The organism is Acidovorax sp. LjRoot118, assembly GCF_964253575.1.
Taxonomy (GTDB): Bacteria; Pseudomonadota; Gammaproteobacteria; order Burkholderiales; family Burkholderiaceae_C; genus Acidovorax.
Genome location: NZ_CAXURB020000001.1, coordinates 3,123,559 through 3,150,460, shown reverse-complemented (window position 1 = coordinate 3,150,460; position 26,902 = coordinate 3,123,559). Strand labels below are relative to the sequence as shown.

25 protein-coding genes are annotated in these 26,902 nt (G+C 66.6%); 7 read left to right on the top strand and 18 right to left on the bottom strand.

What is annotated here, in order from left to right; translation table 11 throughout:
- Positions 1–84: 84 nt before the first annotated feature.
- A complete protein-coding gene (locus ACSQ9E_RS14920; RefSeq protein WP_436218295.1) occupies positions 85–633 on the bottom strand; it encodes a dihydrofolate reductase family protein in 549 nt (182 codons plus the stop codon).
- 227 nt (positions 634–860) lie between these two features.
- Here ACSQ9E_RS14920 and ACSQ9E_RS14915 point away from each other — a divergent pair, with 227 nt between their 5' ends.
- Positions 861–5,063: a beta strand repeat-containing protein gene (locus ACSQ9E_RS14915; RefSeq protein ID WP_436218294.1), complete on the top strand. Its 4,203-nt coding sequence runs from the start codon at positions 861–863 to the stop codon at positions 5,061–5,063.
- Between the two features lie 247 nt (positions 5,064–5,310).
- On the opposite strand, the gene ACSQ9E_RS14910 is transcribed toward ACSQ9E_RS14915, so the two are convergent.
- Positions 5,311–5,598: a phasin family protein gene (locus ACSQ9E_RS14910; protein ID WP_436218293.1), complete on the bottom strand. Its 288-nt coding sequence runs from the start codon at positions 5,596–5,598 to the stop codon at positions 5,311–5,313.
- Between the two features lie 111 nt (positions 5,599–5,709).
- Positions 5,710–6,147: a universal stress protein gene (locus ACSQ9E_RS14905; RefSeq protein WP_436218292.1), complete on the bottom strand. Its 438-nt coding sequence runs from the start codon at positions 6,145–6,147 to the stop codon at positions 5,710–5,712.
- A 277-nt stretch (positions 6,148–6,424) separates the two neighbouring features.
- On the opposite strand from ACSQ9E_RS14905, the gene ACSQ9E_RS14900 reads away from it, so the two are divergent.
- Complete coding sequence (locus tag ACSQ9E_RS14900; RefSeq protein ID WP_436218291.1) at positions 6,425–7,693, top strand: MgtC/SapB family protein; 1,269 nt, start codon at positions 6,425–6,427, stop codon at positions 7,691–7,693.
- Positions 7,694–8,086: 393 nt separating this feature from the next.
- On the opposite strand, the gene ACSQ9E_RS14895 is transcribed toward ACSQ9E_RS14900, so the two are convergent.
- The gene (locus ACSQ9E_RS14895; RefSeq protein ID WP_428001131.1) at positions 8,087–8,410 is read right to left on the bottom strand and encodes an antibiotic biosynthesis monooxygenase family protein; all 324 of its coding nucleotides are present in this window, start codon (positions 8,408–8,410) and stop codon (positions 8,087–8,089) included.
- Between the two features lie 115 nt (positions 8,411–8,525).
- Here ACSQ9E_RS14895 and ACSQ9E_RS14890 point away from each other — a divergent pair, with 115 nt between their 5' ends.
- A complete protein-coding gene (locus ACSQ9E_RS14890; protein WP_436218290.1) occupies positions 8,526–9,413 on the top strand; it encodes a LysR substrate-binding domain-containing protein in 888 nt (295 codons plus the stop codon).
- Between the two features lie 312 nt (positions 9,414–9,725).
- On the opposite strand, the gene ACSQ9E_RS14885 is transcribed toward ACSQ9E_RS14890, so the two are convergent.
- Complete coding sequence (locus ACSQ9E_RS14885; protein ID WP_436218289.1) at positions 9,726–10,331, bottom strand: hypothetical protein; 606 nt, start codon at positions 10,329–10,331, stop codon at positions 9,726–9,728.
- Between the two features lie 243 nt (positions 10,332–10,574).
- Entirely contained in the window at positions 10,575–10,778 is a 204-nt protein-coding gene (locus ACSQ9E_RS14880; RefSeq protein ID WP_057203336.1) for a YgaP family membrane protein, read from the bottom strand.
- Between the two features lie 474 nt (positions 10,779–11,252).
- On the opposite strand from ACSQ9E_RS14880, the gene ACSQ9E_RS14875 reads away from it, so the two are divergent.
- The gene (locus ACSQ9E_RS14875) at positions 11,253–12,605 is read left to right on the top strand and encodes an MBL fold metallo-hydrolase RNA specificity domain-containing protein (RefSeq protein WP_436218288.1); all 1,353 of its coding nucleotides are present in this window, start codon (positions 11,253–11,255) and stop codon (positions 12,603–12,605) included.
- Positions 12,606–12,677: 72 nt separating this feature from the next.
- On the opposite strand, the gene ACSQ9E_RS14870 is transcribed toward ACSQ9E_RS14875, so the two are convergent.
- From ACSQ9E_RS14870 to ACSQ9E_RS14860, 3 genes are all read right to left on the bottom strand, one after another.
- Positions 12,678–13,397: a glutathione binding-like protein gene (locus ACSQ9E_RS14870; RefSeq protein WP_428001126.1), complete on the bottom strand. Its 720-nt coding sequence runs from the start codon at positions 13,395–13,397 to the stop codon at positions 12,678–12,680.
- 260 nt (positions 13,398–13,657) lie between these two features.
- The gene (locus ACSQ9E_RS14865; protein WP_436218287.1) at positions 13,658–14,677 is read right to left on the bottom strand and encodes an aldo/keto reductase; all 1,020 of its coding nucleotides are present in this window, start codon (positions 14,675–14,677) and stop codon (positions 13,658–13,660) included.
- A gap of 34 nt (positions 14,678–14,711) precedes the next feature.
- Positions 14,712–14,921, bottom strand: coding sequence for a hypothetical protein (locus ACSQ9E_RS14860; protein ID WP_436218286.1), 210 nt, complete (start codon positions 14,919–14,921; stop codon positions 14,712–14,714).
- 123 nt (positions 14,922–15,044) lie between these two features.
- Between ACSQ9E_RS14860 and ACSQ9E_RS14855 the strand changes: the two genes are divergently transcribed.
- On the top strand, positions 15,045–16,040 hold the full coding sequence (locus ACSQ9E_RS14855) for a LysR family transcriptional regulator (RefSeq protein ID WP_436218285.1): 996 nt from the start codon (positions 15,045–15,047) through the stop codon (positions 16,038–16,040).
- A gap of 36 nt (positions 16,041–16,076) precedes the next feature.
- On the opposite strand, the gene ACSQ9E_RS14850 is transcribed toward ACSQ9E_RS14855, so the two are convergent.
- The 9 genes from ACSQ9E_RS14850 to ACSQ9E_RS14810 form a co-directional block, all read right to left on the bottom strand.
- Positions 16,077–16,451 carry a hypothetical protein gene (locus ACSQ9E_RS14850; protein WP_305745321.1) on the bottom strand — a complete coding sequence of 125 codons (375 nt, stop codon included), beginning with the start codon at positions 16,449–16,451 and terminating at the stop codon, positions 16,077–16,079.
- 226 nt (positions 16,452–16,677) lie between these two features.
- Complete coding sequence (locus tag ACSQ9E_RS14845; protein WP_436218284.1) at positions 16,678–17,088, bottom strand: GNAT family N-acetyltransferase; 411 nt, start codon at positions 17,086–17,088, stop codon at positions 16,678–16,680.
- A 96-nt stretch (positions 17,089–17,184) separates the two neighbouring features.
- Positions 17,185–17,427, bottom strand: coding sequence for a hypothetical protein (locus tag ACSQ9E_RS14840; protein ID WP_436218283.1), 243 nt, complete (start codon positions 17,425–17,427; stop codon positions 17,185–17,187).
- Positions 17,428–17,441: 14 nt separating this feature from the next.
- Entirely contained in the window at positions 17,442–17,858 is a 417-nt protein-coding gene (locus ACSQ9E_RS14835) for a GFA family protein (RefSeq protein ID WP_436218282.1), read from the bottom strand.
- 266 nt (positions 17,859–18,124) lie between these two features.
- Positions 18,125–18,556, bottom strand: coding sequence for an energy transducer TonB (locus ACSQ9E_RS14830; RefSeq protein ID WP_436218281.1), 432 nt, complete (start codon positions 18,554–18,556; stop codon positions 18,125–18,127).
- Positions 18,557–18,690: 134 nt separating this feature from the next.
- Complete coding sequence (locus ACSQ9E_RS14825) at positions 18,691–18,966, bottom strand: hypothetical protein (RefSeq protein ID WP_057268716.1); 276 nt, start codon at positions 18,964–18,966, stop codon at positions 18,691–18,693.
- Between the two features lie 59 nt (positions 18,967–19,025).
- The gene (locus tag ACSQ9E_RS14820) at positions 19,026–20,906 is read right to left on the bottom strand and encodes a M14 family zinc carboxypeptidase (RefSeq protein WP_436218280.1); all 1,881 of its coding nucleotides are present in this window, start codon (positions 20,904–20,906) and stop codon (positions 19,026–19,028) included.
- 171 nt (positions 20,907–21,077) lie between these two features.
- A complete protein-coding gene (locus tag ACSQ9E_RS14815; protein WP_436218279.1) occupies positions 21,078–21,620 on the bottom strand; it encodes a DUF4124 domain-containing protein in 543 nt (180 codons plus the stop codon).
- A gap of 101 nt (positions 21,621–21,721) precedes the next feature.
- Entirely contained in the window at positions 21,722–22,789 is a 1,068-nt protein-coding gene (locus ACSQ9E_RS14810) for an endonuclease/exonuclease/phosphatase family protein (protein WP_436218278.1), read from the bottom strand.
- A gap of 240 nt (positions 22,790–23,029) precedes the next feature.
- Here ACSQ9E_RS14810 and ACSQ9E_RS14805 point away from each other — a divergent pair, with 240 nt between their 5' ends.
- A complete protein-coding gene (locus ACSQ9E_RS14805) occupies positions 23,030–24,067 on the top strand; it encodes a zinc-dependent alcohol dehydrogenase family protein (protein WP_436218277.1) in 1,038 nt (345 codons plus the stop codon).
- A 5-nt stretch (positions 24,068–24,072) separates the two neighbouring features.
- Positions 24,073–26,874, top strand: a complete 2,802-nt coding sequence (locus tag ACSQ9E_RS14800; protein WP_436218276.1) for a cation-translocating P-type ATPase — start codon at positions 24,073–24,075, stop codon at positions 26,872–26,874.
- The last annotated feature ends 28 nt before the right edge of the window (positions 26,875–26,902 follow it).

Here is a 26,902-nt window from a genome sequence, read left to right as displayed (position 1 = left end):
GGGGCCCACCTGGGTTTGTCGGTAATAGCCAGCGATCCCCGGTTTTCGGGCGTTTCGCTTCGATGTCTTCCGCCGCGCACGCTCCTACCTGCGCGGCACATACCGCATCGCCACGGCCCCCGAGCCAAACTCCACCCGATCCACCAGCTCCAGGTCCACGTACTTCGACAGCCCCGCGAACAGGGTCGGCCCATGGCCCACCAGCCGGGGGTGCACCACGAACTCATACTCGTCGATCAGCCCCAGCTGCGCCAGCGCCATCGGCAGCTGCACGCCCCCCGTGAACAGCCCCTTGCCCGGCTGCTGCTTGAGCTGCTCAACGGCCGTGCCCAGGTCCCCGTGCAGCAACTGCGCGTTCCATTCAACCTGTGCCAGGGTGCTCGACACGACGTACTTCTTGGCCGCGTCGATGGTCCGGGCAAACGGGTCCGTCCAGCCAGGCCGTGGTTCGGTTGATGCCGCAGGCCGGAAGGCGGCCTCCATCATCTGGTAGATGACCCGCCCGAAGAGCAGGGCATCGGCCCGTTCGAGGTTTTCGACCGCGTGGCGGTGCAGCTCCTCGTCCGCAGGCATGGCGCGGTGGTCGCAGCACCCGTCCAGGGTGACGTTGATGGAGTACCGCAGAGGGCGCATCGTAGAAGGCGGGTGATGAATGGGATCCATTCGCAGTGCATGGCGCCATTCCAGAAATGGGCTTGCCAGTTTGCAGCCACTGCAGGGCCGAACGGTAATGATCGGGTGTAAAGCCTGCCATTGTTACCTGTTCTGGTGGCATCCGGGGGGCACGGCGCTACTATGATCGAGACCACTGTTCCGCATCTCCGCGGCCCATACAACCACAAGCCTGCAGGAGAAGCCCCATGGCGGTCAGTACGCAAGAGCAGAAGCTGCTCATCAAACTCGTCGTCAGCATGCTGGGCATTTCCCCCGGCAGTGCCTTCATGCCGCTGTTGGTCAAAACCTACGAAGACGTGGGCCACAGCCTGCCCGATCTGGCCTCGGCGCTGGCGGGGCTGCCGCAGTTCCAGGCGCGCTACCCAGCCGGCATGGCGGGCGACGCCTTCGCCACCCAGTTCCTGGCCGGCATGGGCCTGGCGGCCGATGCAGGGCTGCACCGTCTGGCGGCGGACCTCTTCAACACGGGTACACCGCCGCAGCAGATCATGCTCGCCGCCGTGCAGGCCCTCGCATCGCCCACCGTGCCGGCGCAGTACGCCGCAGCACGCGCGCTGCTGGAGAACAAGGCCGAGGTGGCCTACTACCACACCCAGATCGCGGGCCGCACGGAAACCGACTTCGCGGCCCTGGCCAAGGTGCTGGAGAACGTGACGCAGGACCCGGCCTCGGTGGCCGCGGCCAAGCTGGTGCTCGACCAGCCGTTGGTGCCCGATGCAGGCGGTGGCGGGCCACCACCGGTGTTCGCCGTGACCAAGGGCGTGGGCGACATCGCCTCGTTTACCACTGCGGGCACGCAGATCGACGTGACCGAGGCGGGCGGCACCTTCACCTTCACCAGCAGCGGCGGCAGCGTGGGCACCGCCACGCTGGTCGGCCCGCTGGCCGGCATCATCGTGCCCGCGGGCACGACCCTCGCCATCGGCAGTGCGCTGGCGGGCAACAAGGCGTTCTCCGGCGCGGGCACCGCCCTGGTGGTGGCCAATGCGGGTGGCGAAGACCTTACTGCGTTCACCGGCACCGGCGTCGGCGGCTTTGCCCTCACCAGCGGACAGAACTACACCCTCACGGCCGCCCAGGCGGCCATCGGCCGCATCGGCACCGGCGGGGCCGCGGGCACGCTGACCGATGCGGGCACCACCACCGTGCGCGACACGCTGGCCGCCCTGGGCGGTGGCGTGGCCGCCACGCTCAAGGCCCACGGCGCGGACAGCGTGATCGCCAGCGCCACCACGCCGGGCGACATCTCGGCCACCACGGTCGCCGGCATCGACAGCATCGTGCTGGCCGGCGGCAACTACACCATGACGGCGGCGCAGGCCGCGTTGGCCGATGGCACCACGGGCACCCAGGTGGTGACCCTGACCACCCAGGCCAGCGGCACGCTGGCTGCCAGCGTTGAATCCTTCGCGCTGGGCAATTTTGCCAACAGCGTGACTCTGGGCGCCGCAGGGCAGAACGTCAGCAGCCCTGCCGGCACCGGGACCACGCTGGACATTGCCGGCGCCACGCCCACCGGCACCTGGACACTTGGCCACGCCAGCGACGACACGCTGGTCGCCACCGACGGCGCCAACATCCAATTCGTCAACGGCGGTGCCGCCACCACGGCGGACAAGCTTGCGCTGACTGGCAGCATCTTCATGTCGCAGGCGCAGCACGAGGCGTTGGCCAGCATCGCAGCGCCTGGTTCTTCGAACAGCGTGACCATCAGCGGCACCGGCACCGTCACCGCCCGCGCCGATGTGGAAACCTACAGGGTGGCAAACTCCAGCGCCCCGAACACCATCCTCATCACGCTTGGGACCACCAACGTGATTGGCGGTTCGGGTGATGCGACACTGGTCATCGCCCCCGGCCTGGCAGTCACCGGCAACTACGTCCTCAACGGCTTCTCCGGCGCGATCAGCGCGGGCAACGGCGTGAACCTTTCGGGCGTGAACAGCGGCGGCGCCACCACGGCCAAGGACCTCACCATCAACGGTGCGATCAGCATGTCGCAGGCACAGCACCAGGCGTTTACCACTGTCAGTGCCACCGGCGGTTCGGACGATGTGACCATCACCACGGGCGGGGCCGTCACCGCAAAGGCCGGCATTGAAACCTACAAGCTTTCCGGGGGCGGCTCCAACACGCTGACGGTGCTTGCGGGTGCGACACAGATCATCGGCGCAGCGGGCAACGCCACGACGGTGGATATTGGCAGCCACATCGTCAGCGGCACCTGGACGCTGGGCAACGCCAACGATGTGATCGTCGCCTCGGGTGCAAACATCTCCGGCGTCAACGGCGGCGCTGCCACCACGGCGGAAAACCTCACGCTGACCGGCGGCATCATCATGACGCAGGCCCAGAGCTTGGGGCTGACCAACATTTCAGCGACTGGGGGCGCGGACTTCATCACCATCACCACGGGCGGCACCGTCACGGCGCGCGCAGGGGTGGAAACCTACACCGTGTCGGGGGGCGCCTCGAACAACGTCTTCGTACTGGCCTCCACCAGCGTCAACGGCGTGGCGGGCAACGCTACGACGGTGAGCGTGGGTGGCACCACGGTCACCGGCAACTACCAGTTGAGCCACGGTGCAGACGTGCTGGAGGCGACCAATGGCGCCAACATCGCGGGCGCCACGACGAGCTCGGTCGAGAACCTGACGGTCAGCGGCGACATCTCGATGCGTGCAAACCAGTACACTGGCTTCGGCACTATCACGGCCACGGGCAACAACGACAGGATCATCCTCACCTCGGCGCTCAACGGTGGCCAGGTTCTGAATGCAGCAGTGGAGAACTTCACCCTGGCCGCAGGGAACAATTCGGTCACACTGGGTGCCGCGCAGTCGATCAATGCACAGGCCCTCACCGCCGGGCAGTCGCTGGCGCTGGACGGCAGCTTCGCGGCAACCGTCACGCTGGCGGACGGCAATCTCTCGGCCAGCAGCGCCACGGGAAAACTTACGGTGACGGGCGGGACGGCGGCCAATACCATCACGCTGGGCAGCGGCGGCGACACCGTCAATGCCGGTGACGGTGCGGACATCATCACAGGTGGGGCCGGCGTTGATACCCTCAATGGCGAGGATGGCAATGACACATTCCTGTACGGTTCGATGGCGGAGTTTCTGTCGGCAAACGCGCTGCTCGACCTGGTCAATGGCGGCAACGGCATCGACACTGCAGAGATCGGCCCCGCCGCTATCGTCCTGACAACTTCGTCCGACCTGACGCACATGACCAGCGTGGAGCAGATCAAGGCACGAAGCCAGTCCGCGACAAACTTCGCGCACAGCATCGTCGTCAACAGCGACTTCAACCTGGGTGACGTGACCACCATTGATCTTTCGGGCGACACCAAGTTTGGCTCCTCGGCAAACTTCGACATGACCGGCGTCACCCGGGACCTCACGCTCAAGGGTGTGGGCGCGAGCGGGAACAACTTCGTCGGCGGTTCGGGCGTGGACACCATCGTCGGCGGCAGCGGCGCCGACTTCATCTTTTATGCCAACGCGGCCTCGTTTATCTCCGGCACTGCAGTGGTCGACAGCATCGATGGCGGTGGCAGCACCGATGCCATCACGGTCGGTGGCTCGTTCAGCGTCGGCAGCACGCAGTCGCTCGCGCGCATCACCAATGTCGAGGCCCTGCGCAGCGACGTGAATGCGGGCGCTGCCCGAAACTTTGCTTTGACCTTCCAGTCCGACGCCAACCTCGGCTCCATCAGCCAGATTGACCTGGTGTACGACCAGGCCACCGGCTCCACGGCGACGATCAACCTCTCGGGCGTTACGCGAGCTATGACGGTAAGCGGCGTGTTCCAGGGCACCAACGCCATCACCGGCGGCTCGGGCGGGGACACCCTGTCGGGCGGCCGGGTCAACGACACCTTCCGCGGCGGCGGCGGCAACGACACCATCACCACCTCCATCACTGGCACCGCCACCTATGTCTTCGAGGCAACGGCTTCCGCCAACGGCAATGACACCCTGAACGGCGTGCTCAGCACCGGCAAGTTCGATTTCTCGGGGTTTCTCGGCGCACCGGGCGCGCTACTGAACGCTGCGGTGGACGCAACAGCCGATGCTGTGCGCCTGGACCTTACTGCCAACAAGAACATCGGCGTGCGCTACGGAAGCTCAAGCCTGTCCACCACCAACATCAAGACGGCCAGCACGGGAGCCGCCGGCGAAGTCATCATCGCCAACGACGGTAAGGCGGTTGTCTTCTCGTTTGCGAGCGGCAGTACCGGCAACAACGCCAATGGGTCCATCTACTACGTGGAAGACGTTCTTGCAGGTGCTGGCGAGCAATGGGCCGTGTATATGGTGGGCACGATGAGCGGCAGTAACGCCACCATTCTGCAGATGGTGAATCAGGGCATGTACCTGTAGGAGGATGCCAGCTGTCAGGTCTGCGGGCGCTTGTCTCCGTGACGGGCGTACCTTGGCTGCGCCGCCGATCATCCGGTTGCGGACTGGGACAAATGCGCTCTCAGGAGTGCGTGGATGCAATGCCACGCCCGGTCGCACGATCAAAGGCGGATGCCGCTTCCAGCAAGAAATCGGGGTACGCATACTGGTTGCGAAACCCCAGTACCGATGTTTGCATGTCGAGCGCAAGCATTCCCATCTGTTGCCATTACCGGACAGCACTTTCCATCCCGAACTGAAGCCACTCGGTTTGCAGTGCAACGAGATCGCACGGGGTGCATGGGCCTTTGAGCTTTTCGGCAATTGCTGCATGCCGTTGCGCCACTGCCTGGACGGTGTGTGCCTGTGCCTTCCACATGCCGTCAAGGCCGCGGCACAGTGACGTGGCGCAGTCGGCTATGGCTGCAGACTGATGCTGCTGCACAGCGTCCCAGAACCCGCGCAAGGGAGTTGCCGAGGACGGCACTGACGGGAGGGGGAGGGAGTGGACGGTCATGGTCGTTCGTTCCTTGTTGTCGGGTTGGGGGCTTGGCACCTGCATGGCTGGCCGGCTTCACGTTGGCCAGCATTCCTGTGCCCAGGGATGCAACCGTTCGACGCGAGCGCTCTATTCGTCGCCGCGCACCACGAGCACGGGAACGGGGGCGGTGCGAATGACCTGTTCCGCGCCGCTCCCCAGCAACACCCGTCCCAAGCCCTTGCGCCCGTGGGTTCCCACCACGATCAGGTCTGCCTTCCATTCGCAGGCCTGAATGGCCACCGTTTCACCGAGCCGCACGCCAGGAATCTCCGCCAGCACGGAGTCTGACTCCACCCCAGAAGAGCGGGCAATCGCCATCGCATCGGCCAAAAGGCCGTGTGCCTGGTTGCGTGCAACCGAGAGGAGATCGACGCTGTAGTCGTAGCCGGAAATCAGTGCCAGGTCGTCGATGGCATGCACGAGGCGCACCACGGCACCACATTCCCGCGCCAGCCCGAGCGCGGTGACGAGTGCCTTGTTGGAGGTCTGGCTTCCATCGACGGGAACGAGAATGCGCTTGAACATGGGATCCTCCTTGGGGTGGGAGTTCCATCATGGATGGACCAGGGCGCACATCCATTGACCTTGGTCATCCTTGGCGGATACAGCTGGATTTTTCCTGCCGCGCTGCTGTGAGTAACCGGGGCAGGGGAGTAGCGCAGCGGCGATGCGTTGTTTCTTGATCCGCATCAAGTCCCCCCGGTGCGTGGCTCGCGAAGATGATCGATGTCCTGCACGCGCGGCCTCTGGCCTTGAAGGATGTGTGCTGTTGCGCGTCGCAGGCCTTCCAGAAAGGTGTCTGATGGATTCGACCGCCAGCAGCCAGGCAACCATGCTCCCGGCCCTCGGCCTGGCCGTGGCGCTGGGTGTCGGTCTTCTTATCGGCACCGAGCGCGAACGGCGCAAGGGGCTAGGCGACGACCGGGAAGTGGCCGGTGTGCGCAGCTTTGCCGTTGCCGCCGTCTGCGGGGCGTTGGCGCAAAGCCTGCCAGTGCCGGGCCTGGTGGCGGTGGGCGCGCTGCTGGTGGCCCTGCTGGCGACGATTGCCTATTTCAAAAGCCGCTCGAAAGACCCGGGGCTGACCACCGAGATGGCCCTGTTCGTCACCTACCTGATCGGGGTGCAGTCGGCCATTTCACCGCCGCTGGGAGCAGCCTGTGGTGCCGGCCTGGCTGCGCTGCTGGCCGCGCGCAGCCATCTCCACCGGTTCGCGACCGAGTTGCTCAGCGAGCAGGAGCTGCATGATGGCTTACTGCTGATCGCCCTGGCGCTGATCCTTTTGCCGCTGGTTCCATCGCGTCCAATGGACATGCTGGGTGGCATCAATCCGCGCCCGCTGGCCGCGATGGTGCTGCTGATCCTGGCGATGCAGGCGGGCGGCCAGGTCGCGCTGCGCAGGCTGGGCCCCCGCGGCGGGCCGCTGCTGGCAGGCCTCGTTTCGGGCTTTGTCTCCAGCACGGCGTGCATTGCATCGCTGGGCAGCCGGGCCCGTGCCCAGCCGCAGCAGCTGTCGGTCCTGGCGGGGAGCGGCGCTGTCTCGGCGTCTGCCACCTGGCTGCAGGCCTTGATGCTGTCGGCGGCGCTCTCACCAAGTGCCGCGTGGGCACTGCTGCCCAGTGCACTTGCTGGGGCGGTGGGGGCGGCTGCGTGCGGCGCAGTTCTTGCCCGCCATGCAGCCGCCCCACCCGAGGCGCTGCCGGACAGCAAGGGCTCCGCCCTGCGCCCCCGCGAGGCCATTCTGGTCGCGCTGGTACTTGCGGGTGTGACCTTGCTGGTGGGAAACGCCCAGCGCCATCTGGGCGACACGGCAGGCAACATCGGCGTGGCGTTGGCAGCGCTGCTCGATCCCCACGCCTCCATCGCCGCGCTGGCCGCGCTGCATGCCGCCGGCCGTGTATCTGCCGATCACTGGATCGCAGGCGTGCTGGTGGCCATCGGTGCCAACACGTTGACCCGTTGCGTGGTGGCCGCCGTAGCGGGTGGCAAATGGTTCGCCGCACGCATCGCTGGGGCGCTGGCGTGCAGCCTGGCCCTCGCATCGCTGACGGCGTGGTGGACCGTGCGGGGGTGATTCACTGTTCAAACTGCCGATCCCTTGATGGGCATCAAGCCGCAAGCAGGTAGCGGCTGACACAGTCAGCCATGACCACTGCGTCGATGCCTTCGACCCGCGCTGCGAACAGCGGCGCGTGGCCAAGATCCGCATCCATCAGAGCCATGGGCAGATACAGACGGGTACAAGGACAAGGCCGCAGCAAAGGCGCCGTACCGAGTGGGCCTGCCAGACCTGCGCATTCAGTAGTACGGAACGGACCTCTCCCCGCGCTCAGCCCGCGTGCACTGGGCCTTCCACAAGTGCTCCATCAATCGCCAGACTGCGTTGCACCACGAAACGCGATGCGGACTATCGCGGCGTTGCTCCGCCACACGAACCAACCCATCCGCACAGGTGCTTTGGCTAGGCTCAAGCATCAGGGCGGACCGCTGCCGATTTGCGGTTGGCCGAATCCCGGACCACGTTGCAAACCTGCACGCGGTACTCCGAAAAGAACACCTGTCGCCCCATCTTCTTGGCCCCAACGTGCTCTGGGTGGGCCGCCCAGGCCTTTAGACCTTCTTCGGACTCAAACTCCACGATCGTTACCCGTTCGCCGTCGTCGGCCGTGAAGCCCTTGTGCGAAACGTAGCCGGCAATGCCTCGGACCAACTCGCTCATCCGCGCTGCGGATTTCTGGTATTCGCCCTGGAATTGGGCGTTCAATCTGGATCTGAAAACGGTGACGATCATGGATCCTCTTTCAACGCAAAGTGTGCACTTCAAAGACAAAGTGATTGCAGTCTAGAAAGCATCGTTCGTCTCGTAAAATGAATAATTAAAATCATTTCATTCTTGAATTGAGAATATGGACTTGCCCGATCTGCGCGTTTTCAAGGCTGTGGCTACGGCTGGTGGCATCACACGGGCGGCGGCTTTGCTGCATCGCGTCCCGTCCAATGTCACGACGCGCATCAAGAATCTCGAAAGCAATCTCGGCGTCACACTCTTTGACCGGGAAAATCGGCAGTTTCAGTTGTCGCCGCAAGGAAAGGTGTTGCTCGAATACGCCAATCGCTTGCTCGCCTTGGCCGAGGAGGCGCGCGGTGCAATGCACGAGCAGGTGCCGCGTGGCGTGCTTCATCTGGGTGCGATGGAGAGCACCGCCGCCATTCGCCTTCCGTCGCTGATCGGAAAGATTCACGATAGCTACCCGGATCTTTCCATTGAACTTCGCACGGGCGCGCCGCGCCCGCTGACGGCGCGCGTGCTGTCTGGCGAGTTGGACGCGGCGCTGGTGGCAGAACCCGTGTCCGACCCGCAGCTGGACAGCCTGGTGGCGTACACGGAGCAACTGGTCGTCATCGGACCGGCCGGGCATCCGCCGATCCGCTCTGCCCATGACATTCGAAAAGGCACGTTGCTGGTCTTTGAACCGGACTGTCCGCATCGCCAGCGACTGGAGGCCTGGTGTGCACGAGACAACATGGCACCGAGTCGAATCATTGAGCTTGGGTCTTACCACGCCATCCTTGGATGTTGTGTGGCGGGCATGGGCGTCGCGCTCATTCCGACGGCAGTGCTGGACACTTACACCGAACGCGCCAGGCTTTCGGAGCACAAGCTCAAGGGCGACTTCCGAACGGTGAAGACCTTGCTCATCTGGCGCAGGGATTCGCCACAACCCAAGGTGAAGGTCCTTGCAGATTTGATCCGGCAGGGGCAACGGCCACCGCGGCAACGCCGCGTCGATTGACGCAGGCCTGTCAGTCCTGGTCCAGGCGTATCCTTGGCGTTGTCTGCAGATGGCGGAAAGCTGCCGTCGGTTTTCTGCTTCGCGGCAAGGCTGAAATTCAGCTCGGGGCGAAGGATTCAACCGGTCGTGCACATCCCTCGGGCCACCTCAGGGCAACTGAGCGAGGCAGATGCCGATTGGCGGCAGCTTGGGGGTGTGCAATTGAGCCGATCTGGGTGGCCAGCTCCCGCCGTTCCCACTGTCCCCTGTAAAAAGCCGGACTGGGCGTTCAGCAGCGGCTGAAGTACGCAGCCTTTGCGGCACAAGGCGCCGTCACTTTTCCCCGCGCTTGCGGTGGACGCTCTGCCGCAAGGCCCTGGCGGCTTTCGATGAAGCTTCTGCCGCCGCTTTGGCCGCCTTCTGCATGGCAAGTTCGGCCTGTTCAAGCGCCTCGCGGGTGGCAAGGGCTGCCTGCTGCGTGTCTTGCCTGCTCGCCTGCAAGGACCGCTTGGCCGCGTCGTCAGCCTTTTGCAGCGCCTCACTTGCCAGTTCAGATGCTTTGCGTGCCTCGGCGCGGGCGAGGATTGCAGCCTCTTTGCTCTGGTCGACGGCCTTGTCTGCCGACGCGGCGGCTTTTTCTTCGAACCGGACCGTTGCTTCGGCGGCCTTGCGCGCTGCCCGCTGTATGCCTTGCGCCAGCGCCCTGGAAACCTTGCCTGCGGCCATCCTGCTCTTGTCTGCGGCGGCTTTGGCTGCCGCTGTGGCCTGTCGGGCCGCGATCTCTGCGTCGTGGGCTGCCCTTGCGGCCACACTGTCTGCCGATGGGTTGGCCTGGGGTGCTGGTGGCCGGGCTGAGGGATCGCCTGCTTGCGCTGCGAAGGCGGTGAGGCTGGCCGTGACCAAGGTGAGCACAATGAATTTGGGCAGTGGGTGCGCCATCTGGAACTCCTGTCAACAAGAATGAAAGGGGCTGGGGCAGGTGGCCGCTGCCCCGTTTCGTCACGGCGACATCGGCCTGTGCGGTTGGGCGTGGCGCCTGGTCAATCGAAGGTGATCCACGCCACGAACATACGCACCGCCAACCATATTGCTGCCGCCGCGCACACCAGGCCCAGTGCGCCAATGATCCATAGACGGGGCGTCATCGAGTGGCCCCTCCACAAAGATGGAGCAGTGTGCAGGTCAAGGCTTTTGGCGCTTGAAGGTGCTGAAGTCGATCAGGGAGTAGATCGGGCAGGTTCCCATGACACCTGTGAGAAGCAGCACGAAACCGATGTAGCCCCAGGGGCCAATGGTTCCCATGGCGGCCAGGCTGATCAGCAGCACCCCCGCAGCCAGCCTTACGGCCCGGTCCAATACCCCGACATTGCTTTGAAGAAATGACATGGCAGCTCCTTGATGGTCATGGCCCATGGTGCGCGTCCTGGCCCTGTCCCCATTGAGGCAGATCAATCAATAGTCCACTGAAACCGAGGAATCGGCTGTGCGCCGGGGAGGCAGGGGGATGCAGCGCAAGGCGCGGGCTGCGGCCAAGGCTGGCCGCCTTGGCAAAGCCCGCAACGCCGCGATGCGCCCGCTGCCGCCCCGGCCCGAAGGGTGAGGGCCTGGCAGGGCCGCACTCGTCGTTGCCGTGCTCGCCGGGTGTGCAATCCGGCTGCGCCCGCCGCCTAGATTGCGGCCTTGCCAGACCCTCACGCACAGCCGATTCCTCGGTTTCAGTGGACTGGCCCAATCCAGGGCCCGTCTTCCATTGACCCAGGTCAATGGTGTTCAGGGCCAATGGGCCTAACGTGTGTGCACGGCAGGGCTTGGGCATGCGTCGTCCAAAGCCACGGACCACCACGTAGATCGGAGACAGGCATGCGCATCGACTTTCTGGGCGGAACAGGCACCGTCACCGGTTCGAAATACCTGCTGACCCACCATGGGCGCCGGCTGTTGGTCGACTGCGGCCTTTTCCAGGGGCTCAAGCAGTTGAGGCTGCACAACTGGGATCCGTTGCCGGTGGATGCTGCCAGCATCGATGCCGTCTTGCTCACCCATGCGCACCTGGACCACAGTGGCTATGTGCCGCGGTTGGTGAAATCAGGATTTCGCGGAAAGGTGTATTGCACAGCGGCCACGCGCGAGCTGTGCCAATTGCTGCTGCCCGACTCGGGATGGCTGCAGGAAGAGGACGCAGAGTACGCCAACCGCCATGGCCATTCCAGGCACAAGCCTTCGCTGCCGCTCTACACCCAGGAGGATGCCCGCGTGGCACTCGAGGCGTTCGAGGAGATCCCCTTCGGGCACGAATGCTCGCCCTGGAGCGGCTGGTCATGGCGGCTGCAGCGTGCGGGGCACATCCTCGGGGCCGCCAGTGCGCGCATTGCCTGGGACGGTGGTAGCCTGCTGTTTTCGGGTGATGTGGGGCGAAGCGATGACCTCCTCATGCGGCCGCCGCAAACCGTCGAAAAGGCAGACTACGTGGTGGTCGAGTCCACCTACGGCAACCGCCAGCATCCTCAAGAGGATGGACTCGTCGAGCTCGCCTCGGTCATCAACCGCACGGCGGCCCGGGGCGGCATCGTGGTCGCACCCGCATTTGCAGTGGGTCGGGCGCAGACCTTGATCCATGCCATCCAGTTGCTCAAGTCAGCGCGGCGCATTCCGGACCTTCCGGTCTACCTCAACAGCCCGATGGCTGCGGACGTCACCGGCCTTTACAAGAACCACGCGGACGAACATCGGTTGGGGGCGATCGAGTGCGAGGCGATGAGCGTGCAAACCACCATCGTCAACACCGTGGAGGAGTCACGCCGGCTCAACAGCCTGAGCTATCCCTCGGTCATCGTCTCCGCCAGCGGCATGGCCACTGGCGGCAGGGTGCTGCACCACCTCAAAGCCTATGCGCCAGACCGCAAGAACGCGATCCTGTTTGCGGGCTTTCAGGCCGCGGGGACCCGGGGCCAGGCCCTGGTGGACGGTGCAGATGCCATCAAGATCCACGGCGCGTACGTGAAGGTGCGGGCGGAAGTCACCAACCTGGCGCAATTTTCTGCGCACGCGGACCGCCGTCAACTGCTCGACTGGCTCGGCGTGCAGCATTCACCGCGCCGCGTCTTTGTGACCCACGGAGAGCCGGTGGCAGCGGATGCGATGCGCTTGGCCATCGAGGAAACCTACGGCTGGGACTGCACCGTGCCCGAGTACCGGCAGTCCTTTGAGCTTTGAGTAACTACCGACAGTTGCCGGGCCACCACGGCCAAGGCAGGCAGGATCTGCAGGGGGCCGCACCATGGTTGGTCAATTCGCCGCCTGCTTGGCGCTGTCGCGAATGCTCTGTGCCGTCTGCCCGAACAATACCTTCTTCTGCTCGTCCGTCATCGGCTTGCGCAGGTCCTTGGCCAGGTCCAGGCCGCGCTGCACGGCGGGGCGCTCCATCAACGTGTCGTGCCAGCGCTTGAGGTGCGGAAAGTTTTCGAGCGGGATCTCGTACGCCACATGCGAGCGGATCCAGGGCAGGCTGGCCATGTCGGCAATCGAATAGTCGTCACCCGCCACATAGGCACCCGTGCGCGCGAGCTGGCCGTCGAGCACGCCGTACAGGCGGTTCACTTCCTTGCCGTAGCGGTCGATGGCATAGGGCACCTTCTCGGGCGCGTAGATCTTGAAGTGCCCGTTCTGCCCCGACATGGGCCCCAGGCCCCCCATCTGCCACATCAGCCACTGCATCTGCGCGTAGCGCTGGCGCAGCTCGGTGGACCAGAATTGGCCGGTCTTCTCGGCCAGGTACATCAGGATGGCGCCGCTTTCGAACACCGACACCGGCGCGCCGCCGCCCGGCGGCGCGTGGTCCACGATGGCCGGCATGCGGTTGTTGGGGCTGATGGCCAGAAAGTCGGGCTTGAACTGCTCGCCCTGGCCGATGTTCACCGGCAGGGTGCGGTAGGGCAGGCCGCATTCCTCCAGCATGATGGAGATTTTCCAGCCATTGGGCGTGGGCCAGTAATGCAGGTCGATCATGGGGCGCTTCATCGGTGGTGGTTGAAGGAAGCGGCAGCGTAGCAGCCTTGGGGGAAGGTTGCAGGGGAGGGCCCGGCAAGACCATGTGGTGCTTGTCGTTCTGAAGGCGTCTGCGGCTTGCTTGAATCCGTTGGGCACCTTGTAGCCTCTGGCGGGCCGGAGACAGCCCCCAAGGGGGATCTCTGATGAAGGCAGTCTCGGTTCGCGGGGCCAACAGCAAGAGATCGTCATGGCCCCCTGAGGTACCTGCTGTTGCCACCTCAGCCGATGAGTGGCAGCGGCGCCTCGGGATGCACCAGCCCCGCAGCCCGCAGCTCACGCCAGAAATCCGCCGGCACGGCCAGCTGCAGCGCGGCGCGGTCCTCCGCAAGGCGTTCAGGCCGGCTGGCACCCGGGATCACCGCTGCCACGGCCGGGTGCGCCAGCGCGAACTGCAGGCCCGCGGCCTTCATCGACACGCCATGCCGGTCCGCAATCGCCTTGATGGCAGCCACCTTGGCCAGGATGGCGGGCGTGGCCGGGGCGTACTCAAAATTGGGCCCGCCGACCAGCGCGCCCGAGCTGTAGGGGCCACCGACGACGATGGACAGGCCCTGCTCGGCCACCTTGGGCATCACGCGCTGCAGCGCACGGCTGTGGTCCAGCAGCGTGTAGCGGCCCGCCAGCAAAAAGCCGTCCGGGCGCGGGCCCTGCAGGTCCAGCAGCAGCTCGATGGGCTCGACCCGGTTCACGCCCAGGCCCCAGGCCTTGATGACGCCCTCGTCGCGCAAGCGGTCCAGCGCCTTGAAGGCGCCCTTGCGCGCGGTCTCGAACACGCCCAGCCATTCGTCGCCGTAGAAATCCTGCGCCACGTCGTGCACCCAGGCGATGTCGATGTGGTCGGTCTTCAGGCGTTTGAGGCTGTCTTCGATGGAGCGCAGCGTGGCGTCCTCCGAGTAGTCATTGACGATGCGGTTGGGGCGGCCGTGCCGGAACACATCGCCCTTCTCGCCCAGGTCGCGCGCGGCCACGTCCTCCACCTCGTCCAGCACCAGGCGGCCGACCTTGGTGCTGATGACGTACTCGTTGCGCGGCCGGTCCGCCAGGGCCTCGCCCATGCGGATCTCGGCGAGGCCCGCGCCGTAGAAGGGGGCGTTGTCGAAGTAGCGGATGCCGTCGTTCCAGGAAGCGTCTACCGTGGCGCGCGCCTCGGCCTCGGGGATGGCGCGGAACATGTTGCCCAGCGGGGCGGTGCCAAAGCCCAGCGGGCCGGGAAGAAGGTCTTTGAGGGTTGCTGTCATGGTGTTCTCCTGCGGATGGGTGATGGTAGGGGGCTCAGGCAGCCTGCATGGCCGTGAATTCCGTATAGCTCTCGGCGATCAGCAGGCCGGCGGATGCATGCTCGGCGTGGTAGCGCGCTGCCAGGGCCGGGGGCACGCCGTCCATGCCGACGCGCGAGCGCGTCAGCGGGGCCATGGCGATGCGGTTCTTCACATCAATGGCGCCCAGGCGGGTGGGGGTAAACAGGGTTTCGGTGGTGGTCATGGTGGTTTCTTTCGATGGCAAAAGTGGATGGGCAAAGGCTTGCACAGGACGAAGGATGCGCGCCGCTGACAAATTCATCCAATTTATTTGCTGGATTCCAGATATTCCAGTAAAAGATATCTGATGCGCTACGACCTCAACCTCCTGCCCGTCTTTCTGACCCTGATGGAAGAGCGCAGCGTGACCCGCGCCGCCGAGCGCCTGGGCACCACGCAGCCCGCGCTGTCCAACGCGCTCACGCGCCTGCGCACGCTGCTGCAGGACCCGCTGTTCATCCGCGAGCGCTACGGCATGCAGCCCACCGCACGGGCCTTGGCCCTGGCGCCGCAGATCGCGCAGGCCCTGGCGGTGCTCGATGGCATCGTGCTGGGGCAGCAGGCGTTCGATCCGGCCAGTGCCGACCAGCTCGTGACCATCGCCGCCAACAGCTACATGGAGTTCGCGCTGATGCCGGCCATCGTCGCGCGGCTGCGCGCGCAGGCTCCCGGCATCCGCCTGCGCCTGGTACCGTTCGGCACCGACCTGGCCGAGACCGGGGTGGTCTCCGGCACCACGGCAGTGGTGCTGGGCCGCATCGTGGACGCGCCAGACAGCTTGGTCGTGCAGCACCTGGGCGACGACGGCCTGGCCTGCGTGGTGCGGGCCGACCATCCGCAGGTCGTCGGCAACAAGCTGACGAAGAAGCTCTACGAGCAGCTGCGCCACGTCAACGTGCTGCCGCCGGGCCGGCTGCGCGCAGGCCTGTTCCAGGCGCTCGAGCGCCAGGGCCTGCAGCGCGATGTGGCCGTCTCGGTCACGCACTTCCTGGCCATTCCGGAGATGGTGGCTATGACCGACTACTGCACCACGCTGCCGCGGCTGATCTGCCACCGGCTGGCGCACGATGCGCGGCTCAAGGTGCTGCTGGCGCCTGTGGACCTGGGCACCTTTCCGCTGCACGTGGGCTGGCACGTGCGCTACCGCGACGACCCGGCGCACCGCTGGCTGCGTGCGCTGGTCGCGCAGGTGGCGCAGGAGCTGATGGGGGAGGAGGGCCCGACCGGGGACGCGCTGGCCACTGCAGCTGCAAGGCCATCCGCCCCTGCGCCAGAAGCACCTCGCAGGCGTCCTCGGCCCTGAAAATCCGCGCTGCCTTCTGAAACCGCGAACCGGTTTTTACTGCGCCATGCGCTTGGACAGGAACCGCATCGCAAACGGCAGCAGAATCCCCAGCGTGATCATGATGAAGCGCACCAGCGGCGGCTGGTTGCCCATGGCCCAGTGGCCGAACCAGGCGACGATGAACACCGAGTACACGTAGATGCGCAGCACCTGCATCACGTCCAGCGGCACGTCCTCGATGAACTCGTAGTTCGTGGTGCGCTTGAAAAACGGAATGCCTTCGCTGCCCAGTTCACGCAGCCGCGCACTGCCCATCGGGAAGATGGGAAAACCGATCAGAAACCACTTGGTGGTGACGAACGAGTCGTCCTGCTCGAACTTGCACTTGCCAAGATACGAGGTGCCTATGCCGTTGTAGGTGTTAGCCATGGAGGGCAATCCCCTGCATGTTCCCCCGCCGTGGCAGGCAGGGACGGGCTTGCCATCCGCTCTTGCACCGCATCCCGCGATCAAGCCGGCCGCAAAGGGCCATGGCGCCTTGATTCCTCATTGGTATTCCCCTTGTTGGATTTGATTTTTGGTTACCGCGTCCCGTTGCACTGGGGTCAGCCACGGCCAGCGGTGGCGCGATGGTGCCATGGCAGCGGGAGGGGAATCAATCCAGGGCGACAGGCGGACCGTTGTCGGGCGCCAACGGCTTGCTCATGTAGACAGTGAACCCGCCCATGAAGGGCTCCTCGCGGTCCACATCGAAACCGTGGTGCAGGTACAGGTCGACGTTCGATGCAAACTGCTTGTTGGTGAAGAGCCTGAGTCCAGCGAGCTGCAGCGCCTTTGCTGTCTGTTCGGCATGCGCGAGAAGGATGCGTGCACACCCACGGCCCTGGAATGCGGGTGCGACCGCTAGTCCACTGAAACCGAGAAATCGGCTGTGCGCCGGGGTGGCAGCGGGTGCAGCGCAAGGCGCGGGCTGCAGCCAAGGCTGGCCGCCTTGGCAAAGCCCGCAACGCCGCGATGCGCCCGCTGCCGCCCCGGCCCGAAGGGTGAGGGCCTGGCAGGGCCACACTCGTCGTTGCCGTGCTCGCCGGGTGTGCAACCCGGCTGCGCCCGCCGCCTAGATTGCGGCCCTGCCAGACCCTCACGCACAGCCGATTTCTCGGTTTCAGTGGACTGGGTTCTCGATCAGCAGCCACTGTGGCTCCGGGATCATCTCGACCAGGCCGGCGAACACGCCATCGACGTGCAGCAAATCGACCCGATGTTCCCTGACAGCCGTCTCGTAGTCCGCCTTCATCGGCAGGGGCTCCCGTCCGATCACCGGCACCCACTTGGCATAGGCGGCGCGGGTCAGCAAGGCCACTTCTGGTGCGTCGTTGGCGGTCGCGCGCCTGATTTGAAAGTCCATGGGATGTTTGCCGCTCAGTCTTTGCGCGCTTCGCCGGCCGCATACCACGCAGGCACCGAACCCGCATGGATGCTGCGCAGCGCTTTCGCCGGCACGAACGGTGTATCCAGCGTACCCAGTGAGAACGACATCCACGCCGCCGCATCTCCATGCTCGCTGTGCCAGGTCAGCGGCGAGCCGCATTCCGGGCAGAACGTGCGCGTGACGCCCGGCGATGACTCGCGGCGCTTGAGCAGCTCTGCGCCGCGTGTGAAGGCAAAGCTGCCCACCGGCACACTGCCATAGGACCCGAAGGCCGCGCCATGCGCCTTCTGGCACATGCTGCAGTGGCAGTGCGAGGCAGCCTTGATCTCGGCATGCGCCTCGTAATGGATGGCGCCGCACAGGCAACTGCCGTGGTACAGCGGGGGTGGGTGGTCTTGCGTGCTCATTCGGGTGAGAAACGTCTTTGTGCGGATGGCCCGATTCTGCCTGCGATGAGCGGATTCAAGCAGCGCAGGAGCGTGTGCGGCAGAAGGCATCGAAGCGAAACGCCCGAAAACCGAGGGTCGCTGGGTAGAACCGACAAGCCCAGGGTGGGCCCCTGGGCGCCAGAGGTGACACCCGGCGAGACCGGTTTATCGGGGCGTTGCAGCCGATGCTCCTTCTGCCGCGCACGCTCCTGAGCACATCGATCCTGCGCCTGCCAGCCCCACGGCTACCGGGTGGGCGCGGCTCCCTCTGCCCGGCACCACGGCAGCCATGTCGATGGGCACAACAGAGCCATGCGGCTCTCGATGCTGAAGCCGATGGGAATCCGGGCCCAGGAGGCATGTGCGACCCCGTCCGTCTTGGCCGGAATGAACTGGAACTGCTGAACCGATTGCAGGGCTGCGGCATCCAGCGACGGATGCCCCGAACTCTGGTGCACCTCCACCCTGCTGGCTGCGCCTGATGCGCTGATGAGCACCTTGAGAACGGTCTTGCCCTCTATGCCCGCGAGCAGTGCCTCAGGGGGATAGTCCGGCTTCTTCATGGCCGCGTACCGCGCAGGTTCCTGGCGCAGCGGGGTGAGCGCGGGCTGCACCACGCCGTACAACGCCAGGGCCAGCACCGGCCAAAGCCTGGCCGCCCTGGGAAATTTCGGCATCCGCAAAACCATGGCGATCCCGATCAGGCTGGTGTGGGGCCGCAGGTCGCGGCCGGTGGTGGCGTCTGGCGCCGCCAGGGCGAAGCAGGGGTGGAGTTACCAATCCCTGAAGGAAGTCAGGGCGCTTCCCTGGGTCAGCGCGGCTGCTTGCCAGCGCCGACCCATCCCATCACGCCCAGGGCGAGCAGCAAGGCCACGAACGACCACATGGCGATGGCCGGGCCCGAAAGCCCGAACATCTGCGCAAATGCTGAGAACAGCCACGCGGCCCTGCCGGTATAAGGCGGCACGATGGGATTCGTCCACAGCAGCAGACCTGTGGCCGCAGCCATCAGCCACAGGCCAATGGCTGCTTCCCGGCCGGTGATCAGGGGTTTGCCGCTGGCGTCTCTGCCTGGTGAGTATTTCATGCGTGGGTTCAGGCAGTTGGCTTGGGAGCAGGGCAGGTTGCCTTTTATGGCCAGACCACTCAATCCGTCTCTTCAAACACCAGCGACGGCGTGGACATCACGCGCGCCGTCTGCGACAGGTCTTCCACCAGGCGGTTGGCGAAGTAGCTGTTCTGCGTATCCGGCTCCAGCGCGGCCACGGCCAGGTGGGCCAGGGGCTGGTTCAGGGGCACGTAGTAGCTGCCGGCGGGCACGTCGATGGCAGCGCGCACGGGGGCGACCTGCACGCGGATGATGTCGGCGCTGTCGCTGATGGTGCCCAGCACGTCACGGCGCTCCGAGGTTTCGCGCGCGGTCTCGCGGTAGGTTTCGCCCAGCAGCGATCCGTTTTCGGCGATGCGCAGCACCTGCAGGCCCAGCAGCTTCAGGCGCTCCACCACCGGGGCGGCCTGGTTCGATACCCAGTAGCCGCAGGGGCGGGCGCGGGATTTGAGGGTGCGCAGGTTCAGCGACGAATTCCAGTCCACGCGCACCGGGCGGTCCATGCCGGTCTCGGGGTCGATGAAGACCACTTCGCGCTGCGTGGGCGTGGGGCCGGCCTCGACCACCACGTTGTCGCGGCAGGCCTTGGCCGAGATGTCGCGCACCACGAAGCCGCGCACCTGCTCCAGGTTGGCGGCGCGCTCGGCGGTGGAGCGCAGCGCGCTGGCGATGGCCGTGACCTGGGTGTGCACGCGGCGCTGCATGTGCAGCGGGCCGATGCCCACACCGCGCGTCTCGATGAGCAAACTCACCGTGTTCTTCAGGCCATGCACGTTGCGGCCCGTATCGGGCTGCGTGCCGCCCATCGACAGGGTGCGGTCGTCCGCGCCCGTGGCATTGGTGTAGTACCACTCGCTGGAGAGGTTCTGCGCCTTGAGCGCGGCCTGCATGGGCTGGTGGTACCACTCCTGCGAGGCCTTGGTCAGAAACTCGGGGTAGTTGGCCGTGGTGGTGTACTGCAGCAGGGCGTCGTAGCGCTGCACGGCGTTGAACTTCTGCAGGTAGCGGCCGGCCACGGTGTACTCGTGCGCGTCCACCACCAGGATGGGGCGGTAGTCGCGCACCAGGCGCGCGATGGCCTGGGCCTCGGGCGTCATGAGCAGCAGGTGATCGCGGTTCATGTCGATGCCGTTGGCCGTGGCGCGGGTGTCGGCCTGCGCGCCGTCGGGGTTGGCGCGCGGCACCACGATCACGTTCATGCGTTCGAGCAGCGGCTCCAGCAGGCCCTGGCCCAGCTCGCTGGCAATGACCAGCAGGGCCTCGGCGCCGGCGGGCTCGTTGCCGTGCTGCTGGCCGATCAGCACCACGGTCGGGCGCTTGCCGGCATCCAGGCTGGCCGGGTCGTCACCGGGGGCGCGGGTGAGCAGCAGGCCCACCAGAGGCTCGCCGCGCTGCGAGGTGCCCAGGCGCAGCACGCTGGCGCGCGAGGGGCCGCCTGCCGTGCCCGAGGCCACCGACTGCAGCCACTGCTCCACCTCGGCATTGGTGGTGTAGGCGCGGCGGCCGGGCGCCAGGCCCGGCGTGCTGTAGCGCACCGTGGGGTCCGGGAAGCGTGCCATCACGGCGGGCCCATAGGGCGGGGTGGCCAGGGGCTCGTTGCGGCCCACCACCGGTGCGGTGGGCGGCAGCGGTGCGGTGATGACGCCTGTGGCGCCGGGCTGCGGCGCGGGCGCCTGCTGCTGGGCGCCCAGGGGGGCGGGCACCACCCTGCCTGGCTGCGCGCGGGGCACCGGGGCGGGGGCATTGGGGCGCGGCGCTGTGGCACCCGGCGCATTCCAGGGCGGCAGCGGCGTGCTGCTGCAGGCCGCCAGCAGCAGGGCCACCAGGGCGGCTGCCGCCGTGCGGCCAGGCCCCCGGCTGGTCTGGGCGTCAGTGTGCTGCTGGGGTGGTGGGGAGATGTGGGCTCTGGGCATGGTCATATAGAGGTCTCGTCGCCCCTTGCTCAATCCGGGGCCTGGCCCGGCATCTTACTGGGCGCCTCGTTACCACATGTGTCAGCCGGCACGCCGTGTTGCAAGGTGTGCCGCAGCGCGGCGCGCCAGGGCGCAATTCCCAGGGTGGATGAGGGATTTGGCAGCGTGCCTGACCGTTCAAGGGCAGATCGTCTGGGCTCCTACGCGCGAGCAGGTCTTGCCGGTGGCTGCATCCACGAAATCCGGGCCGCTTTTCATATGGATACCCCCCTTGTTGTCGTGGCAGAGGCCGGCCTCGCAGTAGACGAAGGCCACGGGCCCGGAAGCGGCAGGTGCCTTGCCGGCCACTGGCGGCGGGTTGGCGCCCGGTGGCTCGGCACCGCAGGCGGCGGCCACCCGCGTCTCCTGCCCCTGCACCCGTATGCGCTTTTCCTCCGGCGACACGGTGCGCAGGCCCACGAGCAGGGCCATTTCTTCCCTGGCCTTGCGGCACGGCACGGAGTTGGCGCTACCTGCCCCTTGCGCCCTGTTGCGCGCCTGCTCCCAGGCCACTTCGCGCACGCTGGGGTCGGGCAGTATCACCCCGCCCGTCTGGCTGCGGGTGCATGGCTGGTCGCTGTAGACCATCTTTCCGTCCGGCTGTTTGCAGCGGTGTACCTGTGCGCCTGCGGACAGGGCCGCAAGGCCCAGGCACGCGATGGCGATGGTTTTCCAACGCATCTGTCTTGTCCTCGATTTTTTCTCGGAGGAATGTAGCACCGGTATGCACCGGCGTGCGCAGGCAAATGGGTGATGCCGCGCCGCTGGCGGCGGGTGTGCTTTCAGGCCATCGGCGGGGCTGCGGGGGCAGGCTGCGCACGCTGCGGTTCCATCTGCAGCCGCAGCAGCGCACGCACGAACCCATGGTCCGAGCGGGTGCGGTCGCGGCCCTCGTGCAGGTGGTCGTTGAAATAGTCCACCCGGCGCACGTCGCCCAGGCTGTTGCGCCCGCGCGCAAGGAACTCCTCGCTCACCAGGATCTGGTCCAGCACCGAGGGTGAGCCCTGGTGGATGTGGGAAAAGGCCACGTCCTTCTTCAGCGCCATCTCGCCCTGCAGATCGTAGGCGTTGAACAGCGCCACGTCGCGGGCCGAGCGGTCGTAGGCGATTTCGGTGGTGGCGCAGATCAGCTGCGTGGTCACGCTGTCGGGCGTGTCGTTGAAATCGCCCATCACCACCAGCGGCACGCTGGTGCGCTGCAGCAGGTCGATCACCAGGCAGCGCAGGGCCATGGCCTCGGCGCCGCGCATCACCAGCGAGCGCAGCGAGGCCAGGGCGCCCACCTTGCGGTCGTCCTTGTCCTCCAGCGCGTGGCCTTGCGCATCTTGCAGAAACTTGGGGCGCTTGGACTTGAGGTGCGCCGTGAGCACGTTCACCCGCTGCCCATGCTTCATGCGCAGCGTGGCCACCAGGGGCGGGCGCTCAAAGCGCGTGTGCGGGCCCAGGCCCGGCACATCGACCTGAAAGGCCGGCGGAAAGTTCGCGAACGATTGCACCGCCTCCACCTTGAGCCGCGTGGCAATGCCCACGCGCGGCGTGCCCTGGGCTCCATGGCGCGTGGCGTCGTTCTCGGCACCGGGCACCGCCACGAAGTCATAGCGCAGCCCGCTGTGCGCGATGGCCGCCTTCAGCGCCGCCTCGTCCCACACCTCCTGCACGGCCAGCACGTCGGCGTTGAGCGTGCGAAACCGGTTGCCCAGCCACTCCACCTTGCGTTCGTACTCGGCCTCGGTATAGGCGTCCTGGTTGGGGTAGAACATGCGCCCGGGGTTGGCCAGGTTGAGCACATTGCAGGTGGCCACCATCAGCGTGTCCAGGGGCGGTGGCGTGTCGGCAGGGGTGGGGCGCATGGGGGCAGCAGGTGGAGGGTGGGAGGAGGGCGCTTGCCCAGGCGGTGTCTGCAAAGAGCCCATCCTAGCGGGCTTTGGTTGCAATGGCCTGCGCAATGGCCATGTGCGGCAGGCTTGACCAGGATCAAGCGCCGGCCGAATAAAGCAACTCCCAGCGAGATTCGTGCGCCAGCGCACTGACAGCTACCGGGATGGCGCACACAGTGGATTGGCACCCGACCACCCAAAGGACCCCTCACCATGCTCGCCCTCGTGTACCACGGCCCCGGCCAGAAAAGTCTGGACGAACGCGCCAAGCCCACCATCCAGGACGCCACCGACGCCGTCGTGCGCATCACCCGCACCACAATCTGCGGCACCGACCTGCACATCCTCAAGGGCGACGTGCCCACCTGCCAGCCCGGCACCACCCTGGGCCACGAAGGCGTGGGCGTGATCGACTCGGTGGGCCCCGGCGTCACCACCTTCAAGCCCGGCGACAGGGTGCTCATCTCCTGCATCAGCGCCTGCGGGCGCTGCGAGAACTGCCGCAAGGGCATGTACTCGCACTGCAGCACCGGTGGCTGGGTGCTGGGCAACCGCATCGACGGCACCCAGGCCGAGTTCGTGCGCATACCGCATGCCGACACCAGCCTGTATCCCATCCCCGACGGCGCGGACGAAGAGGCGCTGGTCATGCTCAGCGACATCCTGCCCACCGGCTTCGAGTGCGGCGTGCTCAACGGCAAGGTGCAGCCCGGCTCCACGGTGGCCATCGTCGGCGCCGGCCCCATCGGTCTGGCAGCGCTGCTCACGGCGCAGCTGTACTCGCCGTCAGAAATCATCATGGTCGACCTGGACGACAACCGCCTGGCCGTGGGCAAGCGCTTTGGCGCCACGGCCACGGTCAACAGCGCCGATGGCACCGCCGCCCAGCAGGTGATGGCGCTCACCGGCGGGCGTGGTGTGGACACGGCCATCGAGGCGGTCGGCATCCCGGCCACCTTCACGATGTGCGAGGACATCGTGGCAGCGGGCGGCACCATCGCCAACGTGGGCGTGCACGGCGTCAAGGCCGACCTGCACCTGGAGCGGCTGTGGTCGCACAACATCACCATCACCACGCGCCTGGTCGATACCGTGTCAATGCCCATGCTACTCAAGACCGTGCAGTCCCGGCGCATCGACGCCAAACAGCTCATCACCCACCGCTTCCAGCTCGCGGACATCCTGCAGGCCTACGACACCTTCGGCCGGGCCGCAGAGACCAAGGCGCTCAAAGTGATCATCGAGGCGTAGCCCGCATGGCACAGCCGCAAGGACCGAAAGACCCATCAACGCAAGGTGCCGAGGACCTGGCGCGCCTGCTGGGTACCGACCTGGTCAGCGGCCTGCCGGCACACGAAGCCGCGCGCAGACTGGCCCAGGACGGTCCCAACGAACTCCAGGCCACCCCCCGCACGGCCGCTTGGCGCCGCCTGTTGTCGCAGTTTCAGGACCCCCTCATCTACCTGTTGCTGGGCGCGATAGTGGTGTCGCTGCTGGCATGGGTGTTCGAGGGCCTGCACGGCTGGCCTGTGGACGCCATCGTCGTCGCGGCCATCGTCCTGCTCAACGGGGTGCTGGGCCATGTGCAGGAAGCTAAGGCGCACGACGCCGTGGCCGCGCTGGCGCGCATGAGCGCGCCCACCGCGTCGGTGGTGCGCGGCGGCCGGGTGCAGCGGGTGCCGAGCGCGCAGTTGGTCAAGGGCGACCTGCTGGTTCTGGCCGAGGGCGATGCCACGCCAGCCGATGCCCGCCTGGTGCGCGCAGCCGCCCTGCGCATGCAGGAGAGCTCGCTCACCGGCGAGAGCGAGGCCGTGCTCAAGGACCCCGCGCCCCTGCCAGGCCCCGCCGCACTGGGCGACCAGCTGAACATGGTGTTCAAGGGCACCTTCGTCGCCCAGGGCAGCGGCACCGCACTGGTCGTCGCCACCGGCATGGCCACGCAGATGGGCGCGATTGCCGGCATGCTGGCCGCCACGGTGGAGCAGCCCACGCCGCTGGAAAAGGAAATCGTCCACATCGGGCGCATGCTGGGCGTGGCCGTGCTGGCCATCGCCGCCGTGGTGGTGTGCACCATCTTGCTCATCTCCCGGCCCGACAGCATGGCCGAGGTTGTCGGCGTGCTGCTGCTGGGCGTGGCCCTGGCCGTGGCGGCCGTGCCCGAAGGGCTGCCGGCCATCCTGTCAGTGGTGCTGGCCTTGGGGGTGCAGCGCATGGCCAGGCACCACGCCATCATCAAGAACCTGTCGTCGGTGGAGACGCTGGGCGCCACCTCGGTCATCTGCACCGACAAGACCGGCACGCTCACGCGCTCGGAGATGACGGTGGTGCGCGTCGTGACCGCCTCGGGCACCACGGACGTCACGGGCGTGGGCTACGCGCCCGAAGGCCAGGTGCAGTGGGCCGGCACGCCCTTGCAGCCGGGCCCGCTGCACGCCGAACAGGTGGTGCTGCTCAGCGGCGGCAGCCTGGCGGGCAACGCATCGCTGCAGCAGGCCGACAACGGCGCGTGGCAAGTCCACGGCGACCCCACCGAGGCCGCTTTCCTGGTGGCCGAGCACAAACTGGGCGTCACCGCGCGGCGCAAGCAGCGGTTCGAGCGCATTGCGGAGCACCCCTTCACCTCCGAGCGCAAGCGCATGTCCACCATCGAGCGGGACCTGGAGCACGGCGGCGAGCGGGTGCTAATCTGCAAGGGCGCGCCCGATGTGCTGCTGGGCCTGTGCACCCATGCCCGGGTGGGGATGGGCGTGGTCGCGCTCGACGCCACCTTGCGTGCGAAGATCCTGGCCGATGTGGACGCACTCTCGGGCGACGCCCTGCGCACGCTGGCCGTGGCTTACCGCCCCCTGGCCGCGCACGAGGATCTGCAAGAGGTGGATGCGCTGGAGCGCGGCCTCATCTTCGTAGGCACGGCGGGCATCATCGACCCCCCGCGCGAAGAGGCGGCGGTGGCGATCCGCGAGGCACGGCGGGCCGGCATACGGGTCATCATGATCACCGGCGACCACCCGCGCACAGCGGCACGCATCGCGGCCGACCTGGGGCTGGTGCCGCCCGGCGCCACGGCGCTCACCGGGGCCGAGCTCGATGTGCTGGATGGAGCGGCCTTCGCCCAGGCGGTGCGCCGCACCTCGGTCTTCGCCCGCGTGGCGCCCGCGCACAAGCTGCGCATCGTGGCCGCCCTGCAGGCCGACGGCCACATCGTCGCGATGACCGGGGACGGCGTGAACGATGCCCCCGCGCTCAAGGCCGCCGACATCGGCGTGGCCATGGGCGTGACCGGCACCGAGGTGGCCAAGGGCGCGGCCCGCATGGTGCTGGCCGACGACAACTTCGCCACCATCATCGAAGCGGTGCGCGAGGGGCGCGGCATCTTCGACAACATCCGCAAGTTTCTGCGCTACCTGCTGTCGTCCAACATGGGCGAGGTGCTGACCGTGTTCCTGGGCGTGGTGGGGGCTGGTGTCATCGGCCTGACCGCGCCCGGCGGCGCGCTGGTGCTGCCGCTGCTGGCCACGCAGATTCTGTGGCTGAACCTGATCACCGACTCCTGGCCCGCACTGGCGACGGGCATGGACCCCACCAGCGACGACGCCATGGCGCGCAAGCCCCGCCACCCGGGCGAGCGGGTGATCGAGGCCGCCATGTGGTGGGGCGTGGTTCAGATCGGCATCGTGGTGGCCGTGGCCACCCTGCTCACCATGGACATGTACCTGCCCGGCGGCCTGATCGAGGGCGACCGCGACCTGGCCAACGCCCGCACCGCAGGCTTCACCGTGCTGGTCTTCGCCCACCTGTTCAACTGCTTCAACTCCCGCTCCGAGACCACCAGCGCGTTCGCCAACCTGGCCACCAACCCCTGGCTGTGGGGCGCGGTTGCGCTGTCCGCTCTGCTGCAGGTGGGCGTGGTGCACCTGCAGGTCTTGAACCTGGCCTTTGGCACCGCGCCGTTGTCGCCTGACCAGTGGCTGGTCTGCGGCGCGATGGGCAGCACGGTGCTGTGGTTCAGCGAAGTGTGCAAGTTTTTCAAAAGGAGAAGTCTGCGACCTCTCCGGTAGCGGAGGACGGCTGCAGGCGGCGACCGAG